This window comes from Roseovarius sp. MMSF_3298 (assembly GCF_030733705.1).
Classification (GTDB): domain Bacteria; phylum Pseudomonadota; class Alphaproteobacteria; order Rhodobacterales; family Rhodobacteraceae; genus Roseovarius; species Roseovarius confluentis.
In genome coordinates this window covers 154,433-175,788 of the sequence record NZ_JASHIN010000004.1, presented here as the reverse complement: position 1 = coordinate 175,788, position 21,356 = coordinate 154,433, and the positions used below count along the sequence as shown (strand labels likewise).

At 64.8% G+C, this 21,356-nt stretch carries 18 protein-coding genes; 8 read left to right on the top strand and 10 right to left on the bottom strand.

Annotated features, from left to right (window positions below):
• Positions 1-50 precede the first annotated feature (50 nt).
• The 3 genes from fabF to RBB18_RS06120 all read left to right on the top strand — a co-directional run bounded on the left by fabF (position 51) and on the right by RBB18_RS06120 (position 5,353).
• The gene (gene fabF, locus RBB18_RS06130) at positions 51-1,310 is read left to right on the top strand and encodes a beta-ketoacyl-ACP synthase II (protein WP_103764139.1); all 1,260 of its coding nucleotides are present in this window, start codon (positions 51-53) and stop codon (positions 1,308-1,310) included.
• A complete protein-coding gene (gene mltG / locus RBB18_RS06125; protein WP_103764140.1) occupies positions 1,310-2,479 on the top strand; it encodes an endolytic transglycosylase MltG in 1,170 nt (389 codons plus the stop codon). Before fabF ends, mltG begins: the two co-directional genes overlap by 1 nt.
• A 402-nt stretch (positions 2,480-2,881) precedes the next feature.
• Positions 2,882-5,353 carry a glycoside hydrolase TIM-barrel-like domain-containing protein gene (locus tag RBB18_RS06120; RefSeq protein ID WP_306112141.1) on the top strand — a complete coding sequence of 824 codons (2,472 nt, stop codon included), beginning with the start codon at positions 2,882-2,884 and terminating at the stop codon, positions 5,351-5,353.
• A gap of 24 nt (positions 5,354-5,377) precedes the next feature.
• Here RBB18_RS06120 and RBB18_RS06115 read toward each other — a convergent pair whose 3' ends face one another.
• A complete protein-coding gene (locus RBB18_RS06115) occupies positions 5,378-5,716 on the bottom strand; it encodes a TraR/DksA family transcriptional regulator (protein WP_306112140.1) in 339 nt (112 codons plus the stop codon).
• An 85-nt stretch (positions 5,717-5,801) separates the two neighbouring features.
• Between RBB18_RS06115 and cysE the strand changes: the two genes are divergently transcribed.
• The 3 genes from cysE to RBB18_RS06100 all read left to right on the top strand — a co-directional run bounded on the left by cysE (position 5,802) and on the right by RBB18_RS06100 (position 8,832).
• Complete coding sequence (cysE, locus tag RBB18_RS06110; protein WP_306112139.1) at positions 5,802-6,608, top strand: serine O-acetyltransferase; 807 nt, start codon at positions 5,802-5,804, stop codon at positions 6,606-6,608.
• A gap of 212 nt (positions 6,609-6,820) precedes the next feature.
• Positions 6,821-7,564: a hypothetical protein gene (locus tag RBB18_RS06105; protein WP_103764142.1), complete on the top strand. Its 744-nt coding sequence runs from the start codon at positions 6,821-6,823 to the stop codon at positions 7,562-7,564.
• A gap of 65 nt (positions 7,565-7,629) precedes the next feature.
• A complete protein-coding gene (locus RBB18_RS06100) occupies positions 7,630-8,832 on the top strand; it encodes a permease (protein ID WP_306112138.1) in 1,203 nt (400 codons plus the stop codon).
• Between the two features lie 119 nt (positions 8,833-8,951).
• Here RBB18_RS06100 and RBB18_RS06095 read toward each other — a convergent pair whose 3' ends face one another.
• From RBB18_RS06095 to RBB18_RS06075, 5 genes are all read right to left on the bottom strand, one after another.
• Entirely contained in the window at positions 8,952-10,304 is a 1,353-nt protein-coding gene (locus RBB18_RS06095) for a pyruvate dehydrogenase complex dihydrolipoamide acetyltransferase (protein ID WP_306112137.1), read from the bottom strand.
• Between the two features lie 12 nt (positions 10,305-10,316).
• Entirely contained in the window at positions 10,317-11,717 is a 1,401-nt protein-coding gene (locus RBB18_RS06090) for a pyruvate dehydrogenase complex E1 component subunit beta (protein WP_306112136.1), read from the bottom strand.
• A 14-nt stretch (positions 11,718-11,731) separates the two neighbouring features.
• On the bottom strand, positions 11,732-12,316 hold the full coding sequence (locus RBB18_RS06085; RefSeq protein WP_306112135.1) for a hypothetical protein: 585 nt from the start codon (positions 12,314-12,316) through the stop codon (positions 11,732-11,734).
• Positions 12,316-13,326, bottom strand: a complete 1,011-nt coding sequence (pdhA, locus tag RBB18_RS06080; protein WP_103764147.1) for a pyruvate dehydrogenase (acetyl-transferring) E1 component subunit alpha — start codon at positions 13,324-13,326, stop codon at positions 12,316-12,318. Before pdhA ends, RBB18_RS06085 begins: the two co-directional genes overlap by 1 nt.
• A gap of 142 nt (positions 13,327-13,468) precedes the next feature.
• On the bottom strand, positions 13,469-13,714 hold the full coding sequence (locus RBB18_RS06075) for a hypothetical protein (protein ID WP_306112134.1): 246 nt from the start codon (positions 13,712-13,714) through the stop codon (positions 13,469-13,471).
• A gap of 155 nt (positions 13,715-13,869) precedes the next feature.
• Between RBB18_RS06075 and RBB18_RS06070 the strand changes: the two genes are divergently transcribed.
• Positions 13,870-14,274 (top strand): hypothetical protein, encoded by a 405-nt coding sequence (locus RBB18_RS06070; protein WP_306112133.1) that lies wholly within the window; start codon positions 13,870-13,872, stop codon positions 14,272-14,274.
• Between the two features lie 39 nt (positions 14,275-14,313).
• On the opposite strand, the gene RBB18_RS06065 is transcribed toward RBB18_RS06070, so the two are convergent.
• A complete protein-coding gene (locus tag RBB18_RS06065; protein WP_103764149.1) occupies positions 14,314-14,613 on the bottom strand; it encodes a septum formation initiator family protein in 300 nt (99 codons plus the stop codon).
• A gap of 137 nt (positions 14,614-14,750) precedes the next feature.
• On the opposite strand from RBB18_RS06065, the gene RBB18_RS06060 reads away from it, so the two are divergent.
• A complete protein-coding gene (locus RBB18_RS06060) occupies positions 14,751-16,367 on the top strand; it encodes an acyl-CoA dehydrogenase family protein (RefSeq protein ID WP_306112132.1) in 1,617 nt (538 codons plus the stop codon).
• A 50-nt stretch (positions 16,368-16,417) separates the two neighbouring features.
• Here the strand turns inward: RBB18_RS06060 and RBB18_RS06055 are convergent, their stop codons facing one another.
• The 3 genes from RBB18_RS06055 to RBB18_RS06045 form a co-directional block, all read right to left on the bottom strand.
• Positions 16,418-17,956 carry a trimethylamine methyltransferase family protein gene (locus tag RBB18_RS06055; RefSeq protein WP_306112131.1) on the bottom strand — a complete coding sequence of 513 codons (1,539 nt, stop codon included), beginning with the start codon at positions 17,954-17,956 and terminating at the stop codon, positions 16,418-16,420.
• 597 nt (positions 17,957-18,553) lie between these two features.
• Positions 18,554-19,735 (bottom strand): pyridoxal phosphate-dependent aminotransferase, encoded by a 1,182-nt coding sequence (locus RBB18_RS06050; RefSeq protein WP_306110849.1) that lies wholly within the window; start codon positions 19,733-19,735, stop codon positions 18,554-18,556.
• 121 nt (positions 19,736-19,856) lie between these two features.
• The gene (locus RBB18_RS06045) at positions 19,857-21,233 is read right to left on the bottom strand and encodes an efflux transporter outer membrane subunit (RefSeq protein WP_306110848.1); all 1,377 of its coding nucleotides are present in this window, start codon (positions 21,231-21,233) and stop codon (positions 19,857-19,859) included.
• Between the last annotated feature and the right edge of the window lie 123 nt (positions 21,234-21,356).

Genomic DNA, 21,356 nt, shown 5'->3' with positions numbered 1-21,356 from the left:
GGCAAGGCGCGGTATGGAAGCCGACGAAGGTAGGACAAGAGGGCAACATCATGCGTCGAGTGGTTGTGACGGGTCTGGGTCTTGTGACCCCGCTGGCATCTGGCGTGGAGGAGAGCTGGAGCCGCATTCTGGAAGGGAAGTCAGGAGCGGGCACCATCACGCGGTTCGATCCCACGAACGTGGCCACGAAATACGCCTGCGAAGTGCCCTTGGGCGACGGCAGCGACGGCACCTTCAACTCCGAAGATTACATGGAGCCCAAGGAGCGCCGGAAAGTGGATGATTTCATCCTCTATGGCGTTGCGGCGGCCGAACAGGCCGTGCGGGACGCCGATTGGCTGCCCGAGGACGAGGAAAGCCGCCTGCGCACTGGTGTTATGATCGGGTCCGGCATCGGCGGGCTGCGCTCGATCGAGGAGACGACGCTGCTTATTCGCGACCGTGGCGTGCGGCGGGTGTCGCCCTTCTTTATTCCCGGCGCGCTTATCAACCTGATCAGCGGGCAGGTCAGCATTCGCTACGGCTTCAAGGGGCCGAACCACGCGGTTGTGACCGCCTGTTCGACGGGGGCGCATGCCATAGGCGATGCGGCGCGGTTGATCCAGCACGGGGACGCGGACGTGATGATCGCGGGTGGTGCCGAAGCGGCGATCTGCGAGATCGGTATTGCCGGCTTCAACGCCTGCAAGGCACTGTCCACAAAACGCGCCGACGACCCGCAAGGCGCCAGCCGCCCCTACGACGCCGACCGCGACGGCTTCGTGATGGGCGAGGGGGCTGGCATGGTCGTGCTGGAGGAGTACGAGCACGCCAAGGCGCGCGGTGCCAAGATCTATGCCGAAGTCCTTGGCTATGGCCTGTCGGGTGACGCCTATCACATCACCGCACCCGCAGAGGATGGCGATGGCGGGTTCCGCGCCATGCAGGGTGCGTTGCGCAATGCCGGGATCGAGCCTGCCGATGTGGATTACATCAACGCCCACGGCACCAGCACCATGGCCGACACGATCGAATTGAAGGCGGTTGAGAAACTGCTGGGTGATGCGGCCTCGAAAGCGACCATGAGTTCGACCAAATCCTCGACCGGGCACCTGTTGGGTGCGGCCGGGGCGATCGAGGGCATCTTCTCGATCCTGGCCATTCGTGACCAGGTGGCGCCGCCGACGATCAATCTGGACAATCCGGCAGTGGAAACGCCGATGAACCTGGCCGCCAACGCCAAGCATGAACGCGAGATCAAGGTGGCACTGTCCAACAGCTTCGGTTTCGGCGGCACCAATGCCTGTCTCTGCATCGGGGCCGTACGCTGATGTGGCGGCACATCGCGTCGAATTTCCTGACGTTTCTTGTTGTCGTGGTCTTCCTGTTGGGCGGGGTAATCCTTTGGGGCCAGAACGAATACCAGGCCACGGGTCCGCTGGAAGAGCCGATCTGCCTTCAGGTACCGCGCGGCAGTTCGATGCGCGGTATCTCGGCCGATCTGGCCGAGCAGGGCGCGATCACCAGCGAGCGGATCTTCCGCATCGGTGCGGACTACACCGACAAGACGCAGCTTCTAAAGGCTGGTAGCTGGCTGATCCCCGAAGGCTCCACCATGGGCGAGATCACCGATATCGTGACCCGAGGCGGGGCCAGCACCTGTGGCACCGAGGTGGTGTACCGCATCGGCGTCAATGCGAGCGAGGTCGAGGTGCGCGAACTGGACCCGGCCACCAATCGCTTTGTCGAGGTTGCGGCCTTCGATCCGCAGGCCGAGGAGGTCACTCCTCCCGCCGAATTCACCGAGGTGCGTGATCAGGCCGACACCCGCTACCGCGTGGCCGTCGCCGAAGGCGTGACCAGCTGGCAGGTGGTGAACGCGCTTGGTGCGTTCGACGCGCTGGATGGTGAGGTGGCGGCGGTGCCGCCCGAGGGCAGCCTTGCGCCGAACAGTTACGAGTTCAGCGTGGGCGACACCCGCGAAAGCATTCTGACCCGGATGCGCGAGGCGCAGGAATTGATCCTGACCGAGGCCTGGCAGAACCGCGCGTCGGACATTGCCGTCGAGACGCCCGAAGAGGCGCTGATCCTCGCCTCGATCATCGAGAAGGAAACCGGCGTGCCCACCGAACGCGGGCAGGTTGCGAGCGTCTTTACCAACCGGCTGCAAGAAGGGATGCGGCTGCAGACCGACCCCACCGTGATCTATGGCATCACGAATGGCGAGGGCGTGCTGGGCCGCGGCCTGCGCCAGAGCGAGCTGCGTGCCGAGACGCCCTACAATACCTACGTCATCGACGGGTTGCCGCCGACGCCCATCGCCAATCCCGGCCGCGCCAGCATCGAGGCGGCGGTAAACCCCGAGGATACTGACTATGTGTTCTTCGTGGCTCGCACGCTGGACCCGCGCGACGGGCACCTCTTCGCGGAAACGCTCGAAGAGCATAACCGCAACGTCGCGGCCTACCGCGCGCTGGAGGCCGAACGCGCCAACCAGTAGGCGCACGAGGCAAGCTGCCACGGCACCGCACGATGCCGCGACGAATGCTTAACCGAGATCTCTGAAACTGCAGGCGACCCGTGGGATGACCACCGGTCGCCTGTTTGCTTTCTGAGATGAATCTTCCGCGATGCAAGAACTTCGAGGTGTTGGCCCGCATGCCATTGATCACGCAAGATCGGACCCCTTCCCAGGTCACGCTGTCGATAGACGCGCTCGAGAAGCAGCTGTCGGCCATGCGCGCCGATCTGGAGGCGGTCTACGCCCAGATCAGGCGTGGGCAATTCGGTGACCTGAAAGACGCCAGGCGCGCCACGTCGGAAATACGGCAATGGCTGAAGATCCCGATAGATGCGGAGACACAACTTGCAAAAAGAAGAGAAAAAGAGCTTGGCGTCGCGGATGGATACGCCCTCGACCTCGAAGAAGCCCGGGAAAGTATCGGATGTCGACTGGCTCGTCTCCGCAGGGCCCGAGACGCAGAAAGAGTTTCTGGACAGCCTGAGTGACGGCGAAATCCTGTCGCTGCCGTACCTGTTCGATTTCTGGGCGATGGAGCACCAGCGCCCGCCCGAAGGCGACTGGCGCACATGGGTCATCCTGGGCGGGCGGGGCGCGGGCAAGACACGCGCAGGGGCCGAATGGGTGCGCGGCCAGGTCGAGGGGGCCAGGCCGCTTGACGCGGGCCGGTGTCATCGCCTGGCGCTGGTGGGCGAGACCATCGACCAGGTGCGCGACGTGATGATCTTCGGTGAAAGCGGTATCATGGCCTGCTCGCCGCCCGATCGTCGCCCTGTCTGGCAGGCGACGCGCAAGCGGCTTCAGTGGCCCAACGGCGCAGTCGCGCAGGTTTTCTCGGCACATGACCCGGAGAGCCTGCGCGGGCCGCAATTCGACGGCGCCTGGGTGGACGAGTATGGCTGCGCCGCCGTGGACAAGGGCACCAACCAGCCCAACAAGTTCCTCGATCCGAAATCCTCGGAATCCACCCTGCCGCATTTCTCGGACGGGCGCCGCGACGAGCTGATACAACAGCAATACCTGCGCGCTTTTCTTGGCTATTGGAACGATCCCGCCAACAACCCGCAATCGGACGTCTACGACGGCGCGATGCTGGACATGGATCACGCATATGCCTGGGTCTGGGACATGCGGCCCTATCCGAATTTCCCCAACAATCGCGACTTATGGAGCGATGGCGCCAATTACACACGAGGTCACTGGCTCAACGGGCGCATCTCGTCCCGCATGCTGGCCTCGGTCATCGAGGAAATTTGCCTGAGGTCAGGCCTGAACGCCTGTGACACGTCCGGGGCCCACGGGTTGGTGCGCGGCTACACGGTCGACCAGGTATCCGAAGCCCGCAGCGCCCTGCAACCGCTGATGCTGCGCTATGGCGTCGACGCGGTGGAACGGGACGGGCGTCTGCGTTTCATCATGCGCGACGGCGGGGCCGATCGCGTGATCGACCTTGATACGCTGGTGCGTGACCCCGAGATGGACAGCGTCCTGGAGGAGACGCGCGGCAGCACCGTGGAACTGGCGGGCCGCGTCCGCCTGCGCTTTATCGAGGCTGACGGGGATTTCGAGGTCATCGCCGAAGAGGCGATCCTGCCCGACAACGCCACCCATGGTGTTTCGATTTCGGAATTTCCGCTGGTCATGACCCGCGCCGAGGGCCGCCAGACCGTTGAACGCTGGCTGTCCGAGGCGCGCCTCGCCACGGACACCCTGCGCCTGACCCTGCCGCCCTCGCAACTCGAGACCGGCGCGGGCGACGTCATCGCCATTCCCGAAGGACAGGGCAGGGGCTTTTTCCGCGTCGACCGGGCCGACCAGATGGCCGGGGCGCAAAAGCTCGAAGCGGTGCGGATCGAACCCGAAAGCTATCGCCCGGCCGAATTCGAGGACGAGGCCGTGACCCTGCGTCCCTTCGTGGCGCCGTTGCCGGTGGCACCGTTCTTTCTCGACCTGCCGCTTCTGACCGGCGACGAGGTGCCTCACGCACCACATTTCGCTGCCACCGCCAAACCCTGGCCCGGCTCTGTCGCACTCTATGCCTCGGACGAGGATTCGAACTATGCCCTCAACAGCCTCGTGACGGCCCGCACCCCCGTGGGTGTGCTGGAAACGCCGCTCTTTCCGGCCCACGCGGGCCGCATCGACCGCGGACCCGCCGTGCAGGTGCGGATGCTGGGCGGCAGTTTGGAAAGCATCAGCGACCTGGCGCTCTTTAATGGCGGCAACCTTTGCGCCATCGGCGACGGCACCCCCGACGGGTGGGAGCTCATCCAGTTCCGTGATGCAGACCTCGTCGACATCGACACGTACCTGCTCAGCCACCGCCTGCGCGGACAGGTCGGCACCGAGCGTGCCGAGGCCTGGCCACAAGGCAGCTATCTGGTGCGCCTCAATGGCACCGCCAAGCAGATTGAGCTGTCCAAGGCCAAGCGCGGGCTGGCGCGCTACTACCGGATCGGCCCCGCCGGGCGCCCGGTGGACGACCCCAGCTTCAGCGCGGTGCGGCTGGCTTTCGACGGGCTGGGTCTGAGGCCGCTGTCGCCGGCGCATCTGAGGCTTTCGGCGGGCGCGGGCGGCGCCCTGTCGATCAGCTGGATCCGGCGCACCCGGATTGACGGTGACCGCTGGGACACCGCCGATGTGCCGCTGGGCGAGGACCGCGAGGAATACCTCGTGCGCGTGGTGCAGCAGGACGCGGTGATCCGCCAGACCAGCACGACGTCGCCGGTCTGGACCTACAGCGCGGCGGATCAGGCCGCCGACGCACTGTCGGGTCTTTACGAGATTCAGGTCGCGCAGGTTTCCGCGCGCTTCGGGCCGGGCCGCTTTGCGCGGATCGAGGTGACCGCATGATCCGTCCCGCCTGAACGCGAAGCCTCAGCCGCGCGCGCACTCCACGCAGCGCGTCGCGGCCGGGTCCAGCTTCAGGCGGCCAAGGACAATCTCCTCGCCGCAATCCTCACAATAGCCGAACTCGCCCTCGTCCATCCGGGCGAGGGTGGCGGTCAGCCGCGCCCGCTCCCCGGCGCGGCGCGCATCCGTGGCCCTGGCCATCGCCTGGTTCTGCAACGCGTCCATTCGGCTCAGACGACCGACCGATTGCTGGTCCAGCTCCACCGTGGCCTTGCCCGCCGCGCCACGGACGTCTTCGTCGTCGAGTTCCGCCAGACGCGTCTCGATCAGTGCGCGAAAATCCCTGATCTCTGCTTCATTCATTTTCGTGAACCCACCCATGACGCCTTTGCATTTTACGGATCGAGCTTATCTGGTATAAGCGATACTCGCACCAAGGAGCATGCACATGGCGAACACACATGCAAAGCTGGCCGAGCTTGACCCGGTCTGGGCCCGGATCAACACCGAGGCGGAGACCGCGATAAAGGACGAGCCGCTGCTTGGCGGGCTCATCCATTCGTCGATCCTGCACCACAAGACCATCGAATCCGCGTTGGCCTACCGCACGTCGATGAAACTGGGCTCGCACGAGATGCCCGAGCAGCTTCTGCGCGAAATCTGCGACATGGCCTATGCCGACGACCCCGAACTGGGGCAGGCCGCGCGCGCCGATATCGTCGCCGTCTATGACCGTGACCCGGCCTGCGACCGCTTTATCCTGCCGATGCTGTTCTTCAAGGGCTTCCAGGCGGTTCAGGCCTACCGCGTGGCGAACTGGCTGTGGCGCACCGAACGGCGCGACATGGCGCGTTTCTTCCAGATGCGCTGCTCCGAGGTGTTCGGCGTCGATATCCACCCCGCCGCCCGCATCGGCAAGGGCATCATGATCGACCACGCCCACTCCATCGTGATCGGCGAAACCGCCGTGGTGGGCGACAACGTTTCGATGCTGCACTCCGTGACCCTCGGCGGCACCGGCAAGGAAGAGGAAGACCGCCACCCCAAGATCGGCGACGGCGTCCTGATTGGCGCTGGTGCCAAGGTCCTTGGCAACATCAAGGTCGGCCATTGCAGCCGCATCGCCGCCGGTTCGGTGGTGCTGCAGGAGGTGCCGCCCTGCAAGACGGTCGCGGGCGTGCCGGCCAAGATCGTCGGAGAGGCGGGCTGTGATCAGCCCTCCGTCGCGATGGATCAGCTTCTGGGCGTGCGCTGAACGTCCCCGCCTCGGCAGTCGAACCCTGGATTCGCCCGGTCCGCACGTCGGTCCGGGCTTTTCTTTGCCCGGATTGGTGCAAAAATGCTGCAACCGACAGCCATAGCCGCGCGTTACTCCGCTTGTTCAGGTCGACAACCCGAAAGGGCAGGTCTAGATACGCCTGACAAGTTAGAACAATTCGCGACTGTCTGCCCGGGGGGCCACGCTCCATGCGATCACAACTGCTGAAACTTCTTCCGTGCCTTGCTCTTGCCGCCCTCACAGGTTGCACGGAGGTTTCCGATGACGGCAGCTCGCAGTCCTTCGCGTCTTCGCGGAACGCAACCGCCAACATCAGCCTGCCGCCCGGTGCCCTGGCCGAGGCCATTTCCATGCCCGACGCCGTCTGGCAACGCTCGGCGCAGCTGGCCCGCTATGGCCACCGCTTCGACAAGGCGTTCTACCAGGCCGCGGCACAACGCGAGGCCGCCAACATCGCCGCGCTGAAACAGGCTTTCCTCGACCTCGGCCCTGGCGTCGACCCCGAGGAAGCCGGACGCGCCGCCTACGTCGCCTATACCTACGTCGCGCAACTGGTTGTAGAGTACGAGATCGACAGCGGCCCGCTGGCGCATAACACCGCCGTCAACTTTGGCAACAAGCCGCGTGGCCTGTGCTGGCACTGGGCGCATGACATGGACGCCCGCCTGCAACGCGAGAACTTCAAGACGCTGCAAATTCACCGCGCCATCGCCAATTATGACAGTATCCGCCTGGAACACAGCACAACCATTCTCGGCCGCCGGGGTGACTCGATGGAAGACAGCCTCGTCTTGGACCCGTGGCGCGACGCCGGCGACCTCTACTGGAGCCTCGTGCGCGAGGACGGCCGCTACGACTGGACCGAACGCAGCAAGGTTTTCGCGTGGAAAAAGGCGCAGAAGGCCAAGCAGACCGGCACGCCATCGTTCTGATCTGATCGCGCGCCGGAACAGGCGGCAAACCCGTCGCGTTGACCACGCAAGTGGGAACCGACGCGATGAATTTCTTTCAAACCTGGGCCGACGCGGCCCTGACCACACTCGGATATTTCTGGGTGGCCTTCTGGGCCTTCGGACTGGGTTATCTCGTCAGTGCGGTCATCCAGCTTTTTGTCAGCCGCGACCGGATGCGGCATGCGATGGGGGATGAGGACCTCGGATCCATGTCGCTGGCCGGGTTCTTCGGTTTCATCTCGTCTTCCTGCAGTTTCGCGGCCCTCGCCACGACGCGGGCGCTCTTCGCCAAGGGCGCGGGCTTCGTTCCGTCGATGGCGTTCCTCCTGGCCTCCACCAACCTTGTCATCGAGCTCGGCATCGTCATCTCGGTCTTTCTCAGCTGGCAGTTCGTGGTCGCGGAATACGTGGGCGGCCTCATCCTGATCGTGGTGATGTGGGGTCTCGTGGCTCTCTGGCGGCCGCAGAAGCTGATCGAGAACGTGCGCCAGTCGCTCGAAGCCGGAGAAGAGGACGAGCCCGAGGACCCCGCCGACCTCACCCAATCGCCCGCGCTCTGGTCCAAGATGGCCAAGGCGTACCTGATGGAATGGCAGATGGTGTGGAAAGACGTCACCGTCGGCTTCACCATCGCCGGCATCATCGCCGCCTTCGTGCCGGCCGAATTCTTCACCTGGCTTTTCCCCGGCACCGGCGAGGAAGGCACACGCAGTTTCCTCGAGGTGCTGTCGCACACCGTCATCGGCCCCATCGCGGCCTTCTTCACCTTCATCGGCTCGATGGGCAATATCCCCCTCGCGGGCCTGCTTTTTGCCAACGGGGTTAGCGTGGCGGGAATCATGGCCTTCATCTTCTCCGACCTCGTCGTGTTTCCCGTGATCCGCGTGAACGCCCAGTTCTACGGCTGGAAGATGGCGCTCTACATCGCCGGGCTGTTCCTTGGCGCGCTGATCCTGACGGCCCTGGCGATTCATTACGGCTTCGCCCTGCTGGGGCTTGAACCTCAAAGTGCTGCCAAGGGTATGATGGAGCCGTCCGAGCGCTTCAAGATCGACTACACTTTCTGGTTCAACATGGGCTTCCTGGCTCTGACGGCTGCCTTCGGCTGGCTCGCCTGGCGCGGCTCGGGCGGGCACGAGGGGCATGACCACGATCACGGCGGCTGGCTCGACCGGGTGCTCTTCTGGCTGGCGCTCCTGGCCTATGGCTGGTTGGCCGTGGGGCTGGGGATATACGCGCTGTCGTAAGTGCGGGGCGCTGCGCGACGAGACGTTCGAACGGACCCGTAGGGTGGGTGACAACCCACCCCTCGCAACGAAAAAGGCCGGGGAAATCCCCGGCCCTAACTATCGCAACGCCAAAACCCTCAGGCCAGCATCACCATCGGGTTCTCCAGGTTTTCCCGGATCTTGTCCAACAGCTCCGCCCCAAGCGCCCCGTCGATCACCCGGTGATCCACGCTCAGCGTCACCGACATCACAGTGGCCACGGTCAACTCGCCATCGTCACCCACGACAGGCTTCTTCACGCCCGCGCCCACGGCCAGGATCGCGCCATGCGGCGGGTTGATCACCGCGTCGAAATTGTCGATCCCGAACATCCCGAGGTTGGAAATGGCGAATGTCCCGCCCTGGTATTCCTCGGGCGACAGCTTGCGCTCCCGTGCGCGGGTGGCAAGGTCCTTCATCTCCGCCGACAGGGCCGACAGCGACTTCATTTCGGCATCCTTCAAGACAGGCGTGAACAGCCCGCCTTCGATCGCCACGGCCACCGCCACGTCCGACGGTTTCAGCTTCAGCACCCGGTCCCCGGCCCAGACCGCATTGCAATCGGGCACCGCCTGCAAGGCCAGCGCGCAGGCCTTGATGATGAAGTCGTTCACCGACAGCTTCACGCCGCGGCCTTCAAGCTGCTTGTTCAGCTGTCCGCGGAATTTCAGCAACGAGTCCAGCTGGATATCCCGCCGCAGGTAGAAATGCGGAATGGTCTGCTTGGCCTCGGTCAGGCGGGCGGCGATGGTCTTGCGCATCCCGTCGAGCTTCACTTCCTCGAACTCGCGGTTCTGGTACATCGCCACGACCGCGTCGGTGCTGGGGCCCGCCGGGGCAGGGGCCGCCTGTCCCGCACTCGATGCGGGACCTCCCGCCGCGGTCTCCTCGGCAGGCTTCGCCGCTCCGGCCTTGGCACTCTCCACGTCCGCCTTCACGATCCGCCCATGCGGGCCCGAGCCCTTCAGCTCGGTCAGGTCGATGCCCTTCTGCTTGGCGATCCGCCGCGCCAGCGGCGAGGCGAAGATGCGCTCGCCGTCCTTCACAGGCGCCGCCGGGGCAGGGGGCACGTCGCCGCTCTCGGGCTTGCTGGCTTCGGCCTCTTTCTTCGGGGCCGCATCCTGCTTGTCTTCCTTGGCTTCGGCCTTGTCGCCTCCACCGCCGCAGCCGCCGGACGCGCTCACGTCACCGATATCGTCGGCGCTCTCGCCTTCCTCCAGAAGGACGGCAATCGCGGTGTTCACCTTCACGCCTTCGGTGCCTTCCTCGATCAGGATCTTGCCGATCGTGCCTTCGTCGACCGCCTCGAACTCCATCGTCGCCTTGTCGGTCTCGATCTCGGCCAGAAGGTCGCCGGAATTCACCGTGTCGCCTTCCTTGACCAGCCATTTCGCCAGGGTGCCTTCCTCCATTGTCGGGGAAAGGGCGGGCATGAGTATTTCCGTGGGCATCGCGCTCTCTCCTTACCGGTAGGTCACTTTGTTGACGGCCTCGATCACTTCCTTGGTCGAGGTCAGCGCCAGTTTTTCAAGGTTCGCGGCATAGGGCATCGGCACATCCTTGCCCGTGCAGTTGATCACCGGCGCATCGAGATAGTCGAATGCCCGCTCCATGATCACCGCGCTGAGATGGTTGCCCATGCTCGCCACGGGGAAGCCTTCCTCGACCGTGACGCAGCGGTTGGTCTTCATGACGCTCGCGAGCACCGTGTCATAATCCAGCGGCCTCAGCGTGCGCAGGTCGATCACCTCGGCGCTGACGCCCTCTTCGGCCAGCTTGTCGGCGGCCTCCAAAGCATAGGTCATGCCGATTCCGAAGCTGACGATGGTCACGTCGTCGCCGGGCCGGGCAATCCGCGCCTTGCCGAAGGGAATGGTGAAATCATCCAGCACCGGCACCTCGAAGCTGCGCCCGTAAAGGATCTCGTTTTCGAGGAAAATCACCGGGTTCGGGTCGCGGATCGCGCTCTTGAGCAGGCCCTTGGCATCGGCCGCCGAATAGGGCTGCACCACTTTCAACCCGGGCACGTGGGAATACCACGCCGCGTAATCCTGGCTGTGCTGCGCGGCCACCCGCGCGGCGGCGCCGTTCGGGCCGCGGAACACGATGGAACAGCCCAGCTGTCCGCCGGACATGTAATTCGTCTTGGCGGCCGAGTTGATGATCTGGTCGATCGCCTGCATGGCGAAGTTCCAGGTCATGAACTCCACGATCGGCTTCAACCCGCCCCAGGCCGCGCCCACGCCGATCCCGGCAAAGCCGTGCTCGGTGATGGGCGTGTCGATCACCCGCTTGGCGCCGAACTCGTCCAGCATGTTTTGCGTGATCTTGTAGGCGCCCTGGTACTCGGCCACCTCCTCGCCCATGATGAACACGTTCTCGTCGTTGCGCATCTCTTCGATCATGGCGATGTTGATCGCTTCGCGGACGGTCATCTTCTGCATCTCGGTGCCCTCGGGCCAGTCGGGGCTGGCATCGGGCTGCGGCACGGGCGCGGCGGGCGAGGCGGCAACCGGCTCGGCCTTGCCGCGGCTCTCGTCCTCATCGCCGCTATCATCGTCCTCCTTGGCAGAAGAGGCACCGCCGCCCGACGAGCTTTCGCCGATATCGTCCGCGCTTTCGCCCTCTTCCAGCAGCACCGCGATGGGCGTGTTCACCTTCACCCCCTCGGTGCCTTCCTCGATCAGGATCTTGCCGATCGTGCCCTCGTCGACGGCTTCGAATTCCATCGTGGCCTTGTCGGTCTCGATCTCGGCCATGATGTCGCCAGAGTTGACGGTGTCCCCTTCCTTGACCAGCCACTTGGCCAAAGTGCCTTCTTCCATCGTTGGCGACAGGGCAGGCATCAGAATTTCAGTTGGCATTGTCGGCTTTCTCCCTACTGGCTCGTGCCCTGGCACAGTGCCGCCAGGTTGCGGAACGCGTCAGTGGCCTGTTTGGCCTCGGACGCGGTCATGATGTCTGTGACTAAAAGTCGAAAAAAAGGTTGGTCCTCGTCATCGCGGACCAGTCGTGTCATTTCGCAGCCCTGCGCGGTGCACGTGGCAGGCATCAGCGGGCCGAAGGTTTCCGGGTTGGACACCAGTTGATCGTAAAGCGCATTGCCCGCCGCTATCCGGGTCGTGGCCTGCCAGTTCGGCACAGGCGGCGTCAGGTCGAACCGTATCGCGACGGCCTCGCTTTGCGTCTCCAGCGAGATATCCCCTGGCGCCACGCTGCGCAGGTCGCCCGACATGACAACGCGTGCATTGACGCCCTGCATCTTGCCCTCAGCATTCTGGGCAAAGGTACAGTCGGGGCGGATATCAAGGCTTGTTTGCGTCAGCCCAGCCGCGGTCGGCGGACCGTCATAGCGCACGAGCGCGCGCAGCGCCGCCGCCTGATCGGTGAAATCCGTCGCGGCCACGGACGGCGCACCGAGGGCGGCCAAAAACGCGCCAATCAGCATCGGTCGCTTGCGCATCAGGCGTCCTCACGCGTGTCTTCGACGTAAATGTCTGTCCAAAGCTCGGACACGTCCGGCTCTGCGCTTTCCTTGGCGAAATCGGCGGACTTGTTCACCACGTCCTTGATTTCCTTGTCGATCGCCTTGAGGTCCTCTTCGCTGGCGTGCTTGCCCTCCAGAAGCAGCTCGCGCACATGCTCGATACAGTCCTTCTCGTCGCGCATCTTCTGCACTTCCTCGCGCGTGCGGTACTTGGCCGGGTCGGACATCGAGTGCCCGCGATACCGATAGGTCTTCACTTCCAGGATATACGGCCCGTCGCCCTTGCGGCAGTGCGCCACCGCCTTCGCACCGGCCTCCTTCACGGCCAGCACGTCCATCCCGTCGACGGCCTCGCCGGGGATGCCGAAAGCCTCGCCGCGGGTGTAGATGTCGGGGGTCGAGGTCGAGCGTTTTTGCGAGGTGCCCATGGCGTACTGGTTGTTCTCGATGACGAACACGACCGGCAGTTTCCACAAAGCGGCCATGTTGAACGTCTCGTAGACCTGGCCCTGGTTCGCCGCGCCGTCCCCGAAGTAGGTGAAGGTCACGCGGTCATTGCCCTTGTACTGATCGGCCAGCGCCAGCCCCGCACCCAGCGGCACGTTCGCGCCCACGATCCCGTGCCCGCCATAGAAATCCTTCTCGCGGCTGAACATGTGCATCGAGCCGCCCTTGCCCTTGGAATAACCGCCCTCGCGGCCCGTCAACTCGGCCATCACGCCGTCGGGGTCCATGCCACAGGCCAGCATGTGCCCGTGGTCGCGATAGGTGGTGATGCGCTTGTCACCCTCTTCGGCAGTGGCTTCCAGCCCCACGACAACCGCTTCCTGTCCGATGTAGAGGTGACAGAACCCGCCGATCAGGCCCATCCCGTACAGCTGGCCGGCCTTCTCCTCGAATCGACGCACCAGCAACATGTCGCGGTAGTACTTTTTCAATTCATCGGCGGAAACGTTTGGTTTCTTTGTGGTTTTTCTGGCAGCCATGCGGGCGGGCTCCTGTGCTGAAAAAGGTAGTTTAGCCTTAAACTATCTTATACAGGACTCGCCCGGATTTTTCGAGGGGGATTTTGACGCAGCGTCAGATCACGCCGGCTGACCAGGTCAACGCTGCTGTTCGGGGGAACCGCTAGGCGTGGTCGTCCTCCTTGATATCCGGATCGTTGTAGTTGCTGGGATCGAACTCTTCGGGATCATAGGCTGTTTCGTCTTCGCCGATGCCGGTCACGTGGGTCGTGCCGCTCTCCTCGTCATAGGCCAATCCATAGGTCGCCCGGCCCTCGGACTTGTAGCGCGAATACTCGTGATATCCCGCATAGACGAAGGCCAGCGCGAAGGGCGACACGATAAGGGCTGCCACCAGTTGCGCACTCATGATTGCACTCCTCTCCTTGCCGTTCTTGCGCACGGGCCGGTCGGACCGGCCCGACATGCGCTCTTGCTCGTACCAAAACACCTAGCCTAGGTTTGCGGCACGTCCAACAATCGGCCGGGTCCGCACACCGCTCAAGCCACACCGAAGGTGACATCATGTGCCCATCCTCCGCAAGCCCCGACGGCGCAGAGGCGCCCTGCGGTCCGGACGAACATGTCGTTTTCCTTGGCCGGCTTGCCGAAACCGGGGAAACGCTCTGCGTCTCCCTGCAACCGGGTCTCTTCTACGGCTTTCACCTCGGCGCGCCGGATCAAGTGCCGCGTGTCGCGTTCAGCGTTGACGCAACGCAGGTTACCGGCGATTTCGACTGGGTGCGGAGCGATGGCACCGCGTCGGCGTCCCTCTCGCTTTGGCATGCAGGTGTGACCTACCGCATGCGCGTCAGTCGTGCCGAGCCCGGAGCGGCGCCGCCAATGGGCGTGCTGGAAATCGAGGGCGCCACCCGGGAAACCCATGCGCTCGTCCCCGCCTCGATCATCCATGATCTGCCGCTCGCGTGAAGCCCTCGCCAAGATTGCCCGGACCCGGGGCAGGGGGGCTCAGCGGATGACGATCTCATCGGCGCGCAGCATCCCCAGAACCTCGCGCGCCTGCTGGTCCAACAGGTCGAGGTCCAGGTAGGTGTCCGACAGACGCCGGGTCAGGTTCTCCATCCGGTCCACCTGTCCGTCCAGCACCGCCAGTTGCTTGCGAAGTTCGGCCTCGCCCGATTCGATCTCGGCGCGGCGGAACAGGCCATAGTCGCCCTGCACCGCGGCAAAGGTGAAATACGCCCCCAGCCCAAAGGCTATGGCGAAATAGATCAACACACCGAATGCGGGGCGCTTGCGCGATTTCATGACTGCTCTTTCTGCCTCTGCCGCCCGCCTCTTTTCGGGCGGTGCCCGCTCACAATGACACAGGCGATTCGCTTTGTGAATCCCCTTTCACATCTAACCTCTTAAAGGCTACTACTCGTCCTCAAGGAGAGTCATTCATGCCACAACTGCCCCCCGACGCCGCGCTGCTCACCCATGACGTGACCAATCAGCCCGACGCCCGTGGCGATGTGGACCTTTATGCCACCGATCCGGCGCTGGCCGACCATGCCGGCGCGGCGGGTGCGGACACCGCGCATCTTGCGGCCTACGGCGAAACCATTGGCACCGCCGCCATGGCCGAGGCGGGCCGCGCGGCCAACCGCAACCCGCCTGAATTGCTGCTCTTCGATGCCGGTGGCCGCAGGCTCGACGAGCTGCGCTTTCACCCCGCCTATCACGACCTCATGCGCAGCGGCATCGGCGCGGGCTATGCCGCCATCGCGTGGGAAGGGGCGGCGGGCGGCCACGCCACCCACGCCGCGATGGTCTATCTGACATCGCAGGTGGAGCCGGGCGTATGCTGCCCCATGACCATGACCTACGCCGCCGTACCCGCGCTACAGGCCGACACCGCGCTCTTCGACACGTGGGCGCCCAAACTGCTCAGCCGCGCCTACGACCCGTCGCCGAAACCGCTGGCGCGCAAGCCCGGCGCGACGCTTGGCATGGCCATGACCGAAAAACAGGGCGGCTCGGATGTGCGCGCCAATACCACCCGTGCCGCGCCCGATGGCGACACCTATGTGCTGCGCGGTCACAAGTGGTTCTGCTCGGCGCCCATGTCCGACGGCCTCCTGACGCTGGCGCAAGCGCCCGGAGGCCTGACCTGTTTCCTCGTGCCCCGGTGGCTGGAGGGACGGCGCAACACGATCCACATCCAGCGCCTCAAGGACAAGCTGGGCAACCGCGCCAACGCGTCCGCGGAAATCGAATATGCCGACGCGGTGGCCTATCGGCTGGGCGACGAAGGCGAGGGCGTGAAGACCATCGTCGAGATGGTGCACCACACGCGCCTCGACACCGCCATGGCCCCCGCGGGCCTGATGCGCGCCGCCCTGGGCCACGCCGCCCATTGGGCTCGCCATCGCACGGCCTTTCAGAAGACACTGATCGACCAGCCATTGATGCGGTCGGTGCTCTCGGACCTGGCACTCGATTGGGAAGGCACGCTGGCGCTGGGGATGTTCGTCGCCGGGCAGTTCGACCGCGACACAGACGAGGCCCGCGCCTTTTCCCGCGTCGCCGTCGCGCTGGCCAAGTACATCGGCAACAAGCTTTGCCCGAACGTGGTCTACGAGGCGATGGAGGCGATGGGCGGCATGGGCTATGTCGAGGACACGCCCCTGCCGCTCCTCTACCGCGAGGCGCCGCTCAATTCGATCTGGGAAGGCTCGGGCAACGTGATCTGCCTCGACATCCTGCGCACCCTGCGGAAAGTGCCTCTGTCGGGCGAGGTGCTCAGCCGCGAGTTGGGCGCCGTGGCCGGGCAATACCGGCACTACGACGCGGCGCTCAATGCCCACATCACCCGTTTTCCGCGCCTGCCGGACGAGGCGCAGGCCCGCTGGTATGTCGAAAGCCTCGCCACGCTGCTGACCGCCTCGGTGCTCATCCGTCACGCGCCGCCTGATGTGGCCGAAGCCTACGTGGCCACGCGACTGGCGGGCGAACGGGGCCGCACCACCGGTGCCATCGGCGCTGTCGACACCGACGCGATCCTGTCGCGGTTATAGAACGTCGCGCGGCCCAGCATACCACCCGTCCCGGGCCTGATCCGGGACCTCTACGCCTTCAGATGAATCGCGAACTTCCGCCGTATCTCCGCATCCAGCATTGGGTTCAACCGGGCGGCCGGCGCCTGCGCCAAAATTTCTTCCTTCCGCGCCACCGCCTTCTCCACAAGGTCCGGCTTGCCCAACTCCACCCATTCCTTGGGCGACGACCTGTCCCCCAGCGTGGGGTAACAATGATCCCGCTGCATCCGCGCCAGCGTCGCTTCGGTTCCCAGGTAATGCCCCGGCCCGCCGATACAGACCGCCTCCATCTGGTCCAGCGCCAGCGTCTCGTCATCCACCTCGATCCCGCGCACGCAGCGCAGCGCCTGGCCAATGAGGTCATCGCTCAGGATCAGGCTCTCGTGACAGAACCCCAAGAGCGAGGCGTGCATCCCCGCTGCCTCGTAGATCATGTTCACGCCCGCAAGCCCGGCCATTACGTTCGAGCACATCTGCTCCCACCCGGCCTGCATATCTGGCAGCTTGGCATCCGACGCACCGCCCGCCGCCCCGCCGGGCAACCCATAGAACTGGTGCATCTGCGCGCAGCCCGCGCTTAGCAATGCCTGCTCGCCCGACCCGATCGACATCGCGCCGGTCCGCAGATCCAGCCCGAAGGGCCAGGTGCCAAAGATCGCCGGATGCCCGGGCTTCACCGCGTTCACGTAAACCAGTCCCGCCAGGCATTCCGCCGTGGCCTGCATGATCGCCCCCGCGATGGTCGACGGCGCGGTGGCCCCGGCCATTCCGGCCGACAGCAGCAGCACCGGCATCCCGCCTTCGATGCACCGCTCCATTACCTCGCAGGACTCGGTCGCGAACCGCATCGGCGGCACCACGAAGCAGTTTGAGTTGCTGACGAACGGCCGCGCGCGGAATTTATCCTCGCCGCCCGCGATCATGTAGAGCATCTCCAGCGCCGGACCGACATGATGCGGCTCGGTAAAGGATGTGCCCACATGCTTCGTCGTGCCGGTGCAGCAAGCATAGACGGTGTTCAGCTCCATCTCCATGTTGTCGGGAATGTCCCGCGCCACCATGGGCCGCTGACAGAAATGCACGTTGTCCAGAACGTCGACAATGCGGGCGGCATCATGCAAATCCTGTAGCGTGCTTTCGCGGTAATTCCGCCCGTGCACATCCACCATGTTCACGGCGGCTCCGGCCGTGCCGTAATGCACCCGGGCGCCGCCAAGATGCAGGTCGTTGACCCCGTCGCGGCTATACAGGGTGATCTCCCGGTTGGCCCGCGCGATGGTCTCCTCCACCAGCGCACGGGGAAAGCGCAGGCGCCCGTCTTCACCGAGCACGGCCCCCGCGTCGGTCAAGTAAGCGATCCCGCTCGGCGGCGCGCCCGACAACCCGATGCGTTCCAGCGCATCGAGCGCCGCGTCGTGGATGCGCCCGATCTGCGCGTCCGTCAGCACCTTCAGCGTGCCGCCCTCCATACCGGCGTGGACCGGGCGGATGGTGGCGTCGAGCGGAGCGGTCCGGCTGGCACGACGCGCGGCGCGGCCTCCGGTACGGCGGGGGGAAAGATTATTCATGTCGGGGTCCTTGGATAAAGGGAAAGGGCAGGGGTGAGCGGTGTCTCAGCCCCGTCCCGGCCGCCCCCGCGCGGCCCGCCCTCGGTCAGCCCCGATCGTGCGGACCACCCGCGTTATCTTGCAGCGCTGCGCCATGCGCGGCCCTCCATCGCCAGCCCGCATGCGCTTGACCGCATAGCTGGGCCCAATGGTCGATTTAAGGCCGCGCGCCCGAGTCCGATCTGTCCCGAAAGCGACGCATTGTCCAGAAACGACAAAATCTTACGCCGCAGGGCAGCGAACGTAAAAAGGCCCGCGTGCGTGTCGCGGGCCTTTATATCGCGTGCTTGGTCTCTTACAGCGCCGCCAGGATCGCGGCCGGCAGACCGACCATGCCTCCAAGGATAAGCGCCATGGACAGTCCCAGTCCCTTGAACATCTCTTTACCTCCTGTTTGCTTTGGATGCAGGCAGGAAATGTGTTGCATCGTAAGGGCTTCGACGCGACCGGCGGTCGCAGAGGCGCGTTGGTCAGAGCGACGCGCTCCGTCCGGCCCGACCGCGCGGCAGTTCAAGAGCCCCCCGTCCCGGGCCTGACCCGGAACCTCTCACCCCTCCGTCAGGCCGCCACGCCCGCCAGCTCCGCGGCCATCTCCACCAGCCGCGCCAGCGCCTCGCTCAGCCGGTCGTCCGGCACGGTCAACGCGACGCGCACATGCCCCGCCGCGGCTTTCCCGAAACTCTCGCCCGGCATCACCGCCACCTTGTGCCGGTCCAGCAGGCGCAGGGCAAACTCTTCGCCCGACAGCCCCGTCGCCCGCACGTCCAGCATCACGAACATCGCCCCCTGCGCCGGGATCGGGCGCACAACGTCCTGGCCGTCAAGAAGCCCCAGCACCAGGTCACGCCGCCGCCGGAAAGGGGCCGCGACCTCTTCCTCGAAATCCGCGCCTTTCCCAAGCGCGTAACAGGCCGCCTCCTGCACGAAGCCCGCCACGCCATAGGTCGTATGGGTCGACAGGTTGCCCATGTGCAGAATCGCCTCTTCCGGCCCCACGACCCAGCCGATCCGGCTGCCGGTCATCGCGTGGCTCTTGGACAGCGACCCGATCACCATCGTGCGCTCGGCCATACCGTCCAGCACCCGGGGGCTGACATGGTCGCCCTCCCAAAGCTGCGTGTCATAAACCTCGTCCGAGATCAGCCACATATCGTGATCCCGGCAGACCCGCGCGATCCCCTCCAGCGTCTCACGGCCATAGACCGCGCCGGTCGGGTTGTTCGGGGTGTTGATCAGCAGGCTTTTCGCGCCCGTCGCCGCGGCCGCGATATCCGCGGGGTCGGGCTGGAACATCCGTTCGGGCCGCGCGGCCACCGCCACGTCCCGCGCGCCCACGGCCCGGATCGTGCCGGGGTAGGTGGCATAGAACGGGTCGATATAAAGCGCCCGGTCGCCCTCGTCACAGGCGGCATGATGCGCCGCAAAAAGCCCCGCCTGTCCGCCCGGCACCACCAGCACGTTGTCCGGCGTCGTCGTGATACCTGTTCGCGCCGTCACCCGCTCGGCGACCGTCTCGCGCAGGTTCAGGTTGCCGTTGAACATGGAATAGCCCACGTGCCCCGCCTTCGTGGCGGCGTGCATCGCATTGAGGATGCTGTCATCGGTGCCGACATCATGCTCGCCGATCGTCAACATGGCGACATCCTCGCCCGCCTCGATCATGTCCTTGGCCTTGTAATAGACGTCCCAGCCGTCCGACCCGCCGCCCGTCAGCCCCGTGATCCGCTTCGACAATGCCATGCCTGCTCCCATTACCAGTCTGGGCCACTTGGCCGAGAGGGCAGGGGACTGTCAAGCGGACCGGCGTCAGAACACGCGCACGCTGTGACACGAGAAAGAGAAAACTTCTATGCGTCGTAGGTCAGCCCGCGTCGTTGCTCGTGGGGCGCGCTGCATTTGTGTTGATCACGATCGGGTCCGAATGCCCGATCCCGAGGGCCGTGCGCAGGTTGATATGGGCAAGCGCAAGGTCGCGCAAATCCGCCGCAAGCGTCGCCCGCGCAGCGGAGAGCGAGCGTTCCCGGTCGATAACGTCCAGAACAGTAGCGTTTCCCCCCTGAGTGAGAAGTTCCCGCGAGACGGACAATGCTTCCTGGTTCAGCGCAACCAGTTGACGCGAGGCGGCCACCGCCTGGCGGGCGGCCCGCAGCGCGGCAAGCTCGTTCTCCACCTGCTCCACGGCCTCCAACACCGTGCGGAGCCATTGCAGATAGGCCTGCCGTGCCCGCGATTCCGCGGAATCGGCCGCAGCGGCCAGCCCCGGCTGGTCAAAGACGGGCAGGACCAGCCCGGCGGCCAGGCTCTCGGTCGAGGACCCACCACTCAATGGGGCCGTGATGGCACCCGACAGCGACAGGCTGGGATAGCGCGAGGCCTCGGCCACACCCAGGTCGGAGACGGCGGCGGCATATCGACGTTCGGCGATGCGGATATCCGGCCGCGCTCGCAGCAAATCCGCAGGCACACCGGGTTGCGTTGCTCCGATAGGGCGCGGTTGCGAGCCTGTATGGCTTAAATCAATTCCCAGGCTGCCGACCGGTACGCCCAGCAAGGTCGAGATCCTGTTGCGCTGCTGCACGATACGCGCGCCGACCTGCGGGATATCGGCCTGTGTCTCTAGAATAAGTGCTTCTGCGCGCAACGTATCCAAACGTGTTCCCTCGCCAACTTCCAACTTGGTGTTGAGATCGCGCAGCGTTCTTCGGCGAGATGCCATGTCCTGGTTCCGGTAAGTCAGGCTTTCCTGCAGGAACCGTAGCTCGATATATGCTGATCCCAGCTCCGCCAAAAGCAGGCGCCGGGCCTCTTCCACGCCGATTTCGGCCGCGTTGAGACGCTGGCTTGCAGCGCGACCCGCCCAACCAGCTCTGCCGGCCAGGTTATATTCCGCCGACAGTCCGGCAGAAGCCGTGTCTGATCCACGGCTGTTGTCGCGGATTGTCGCCGTGGCGTCCCCCGACAGAGGGACACCGGCGCGTCGCGCCTCCGCCTGTGCTTCCGCCACCCGTTCACGGGCCTCGGCAATGCTGATGTTGTCGACCATCGCGCGCGCGACCAGCCGATCCAGAACCGGATCGTCGAAGTCACGCCACCACTCAAGGTCGCTGGTGCCGGCCTTCGTAACCGGCGCAAGAAGGGAATAGCGATCCGGAAGATCGGTCGAAGGAGGTCGATAGTCAGGTCCGACCGAGCAGGCGGTCAAAAACAAGCCCGCTAAAATAGAAGACGTTACCCGCATAATAAGGTTTCGCTCGCTGCCTCTTGGACCGATTATTATTCGCGCTCTTCGGCGCTTTCGGCCCGTCGAGACGAAGTATTATCAGAAAAACGATGAATTTTCTCGATCTACCTAACTTCCGGT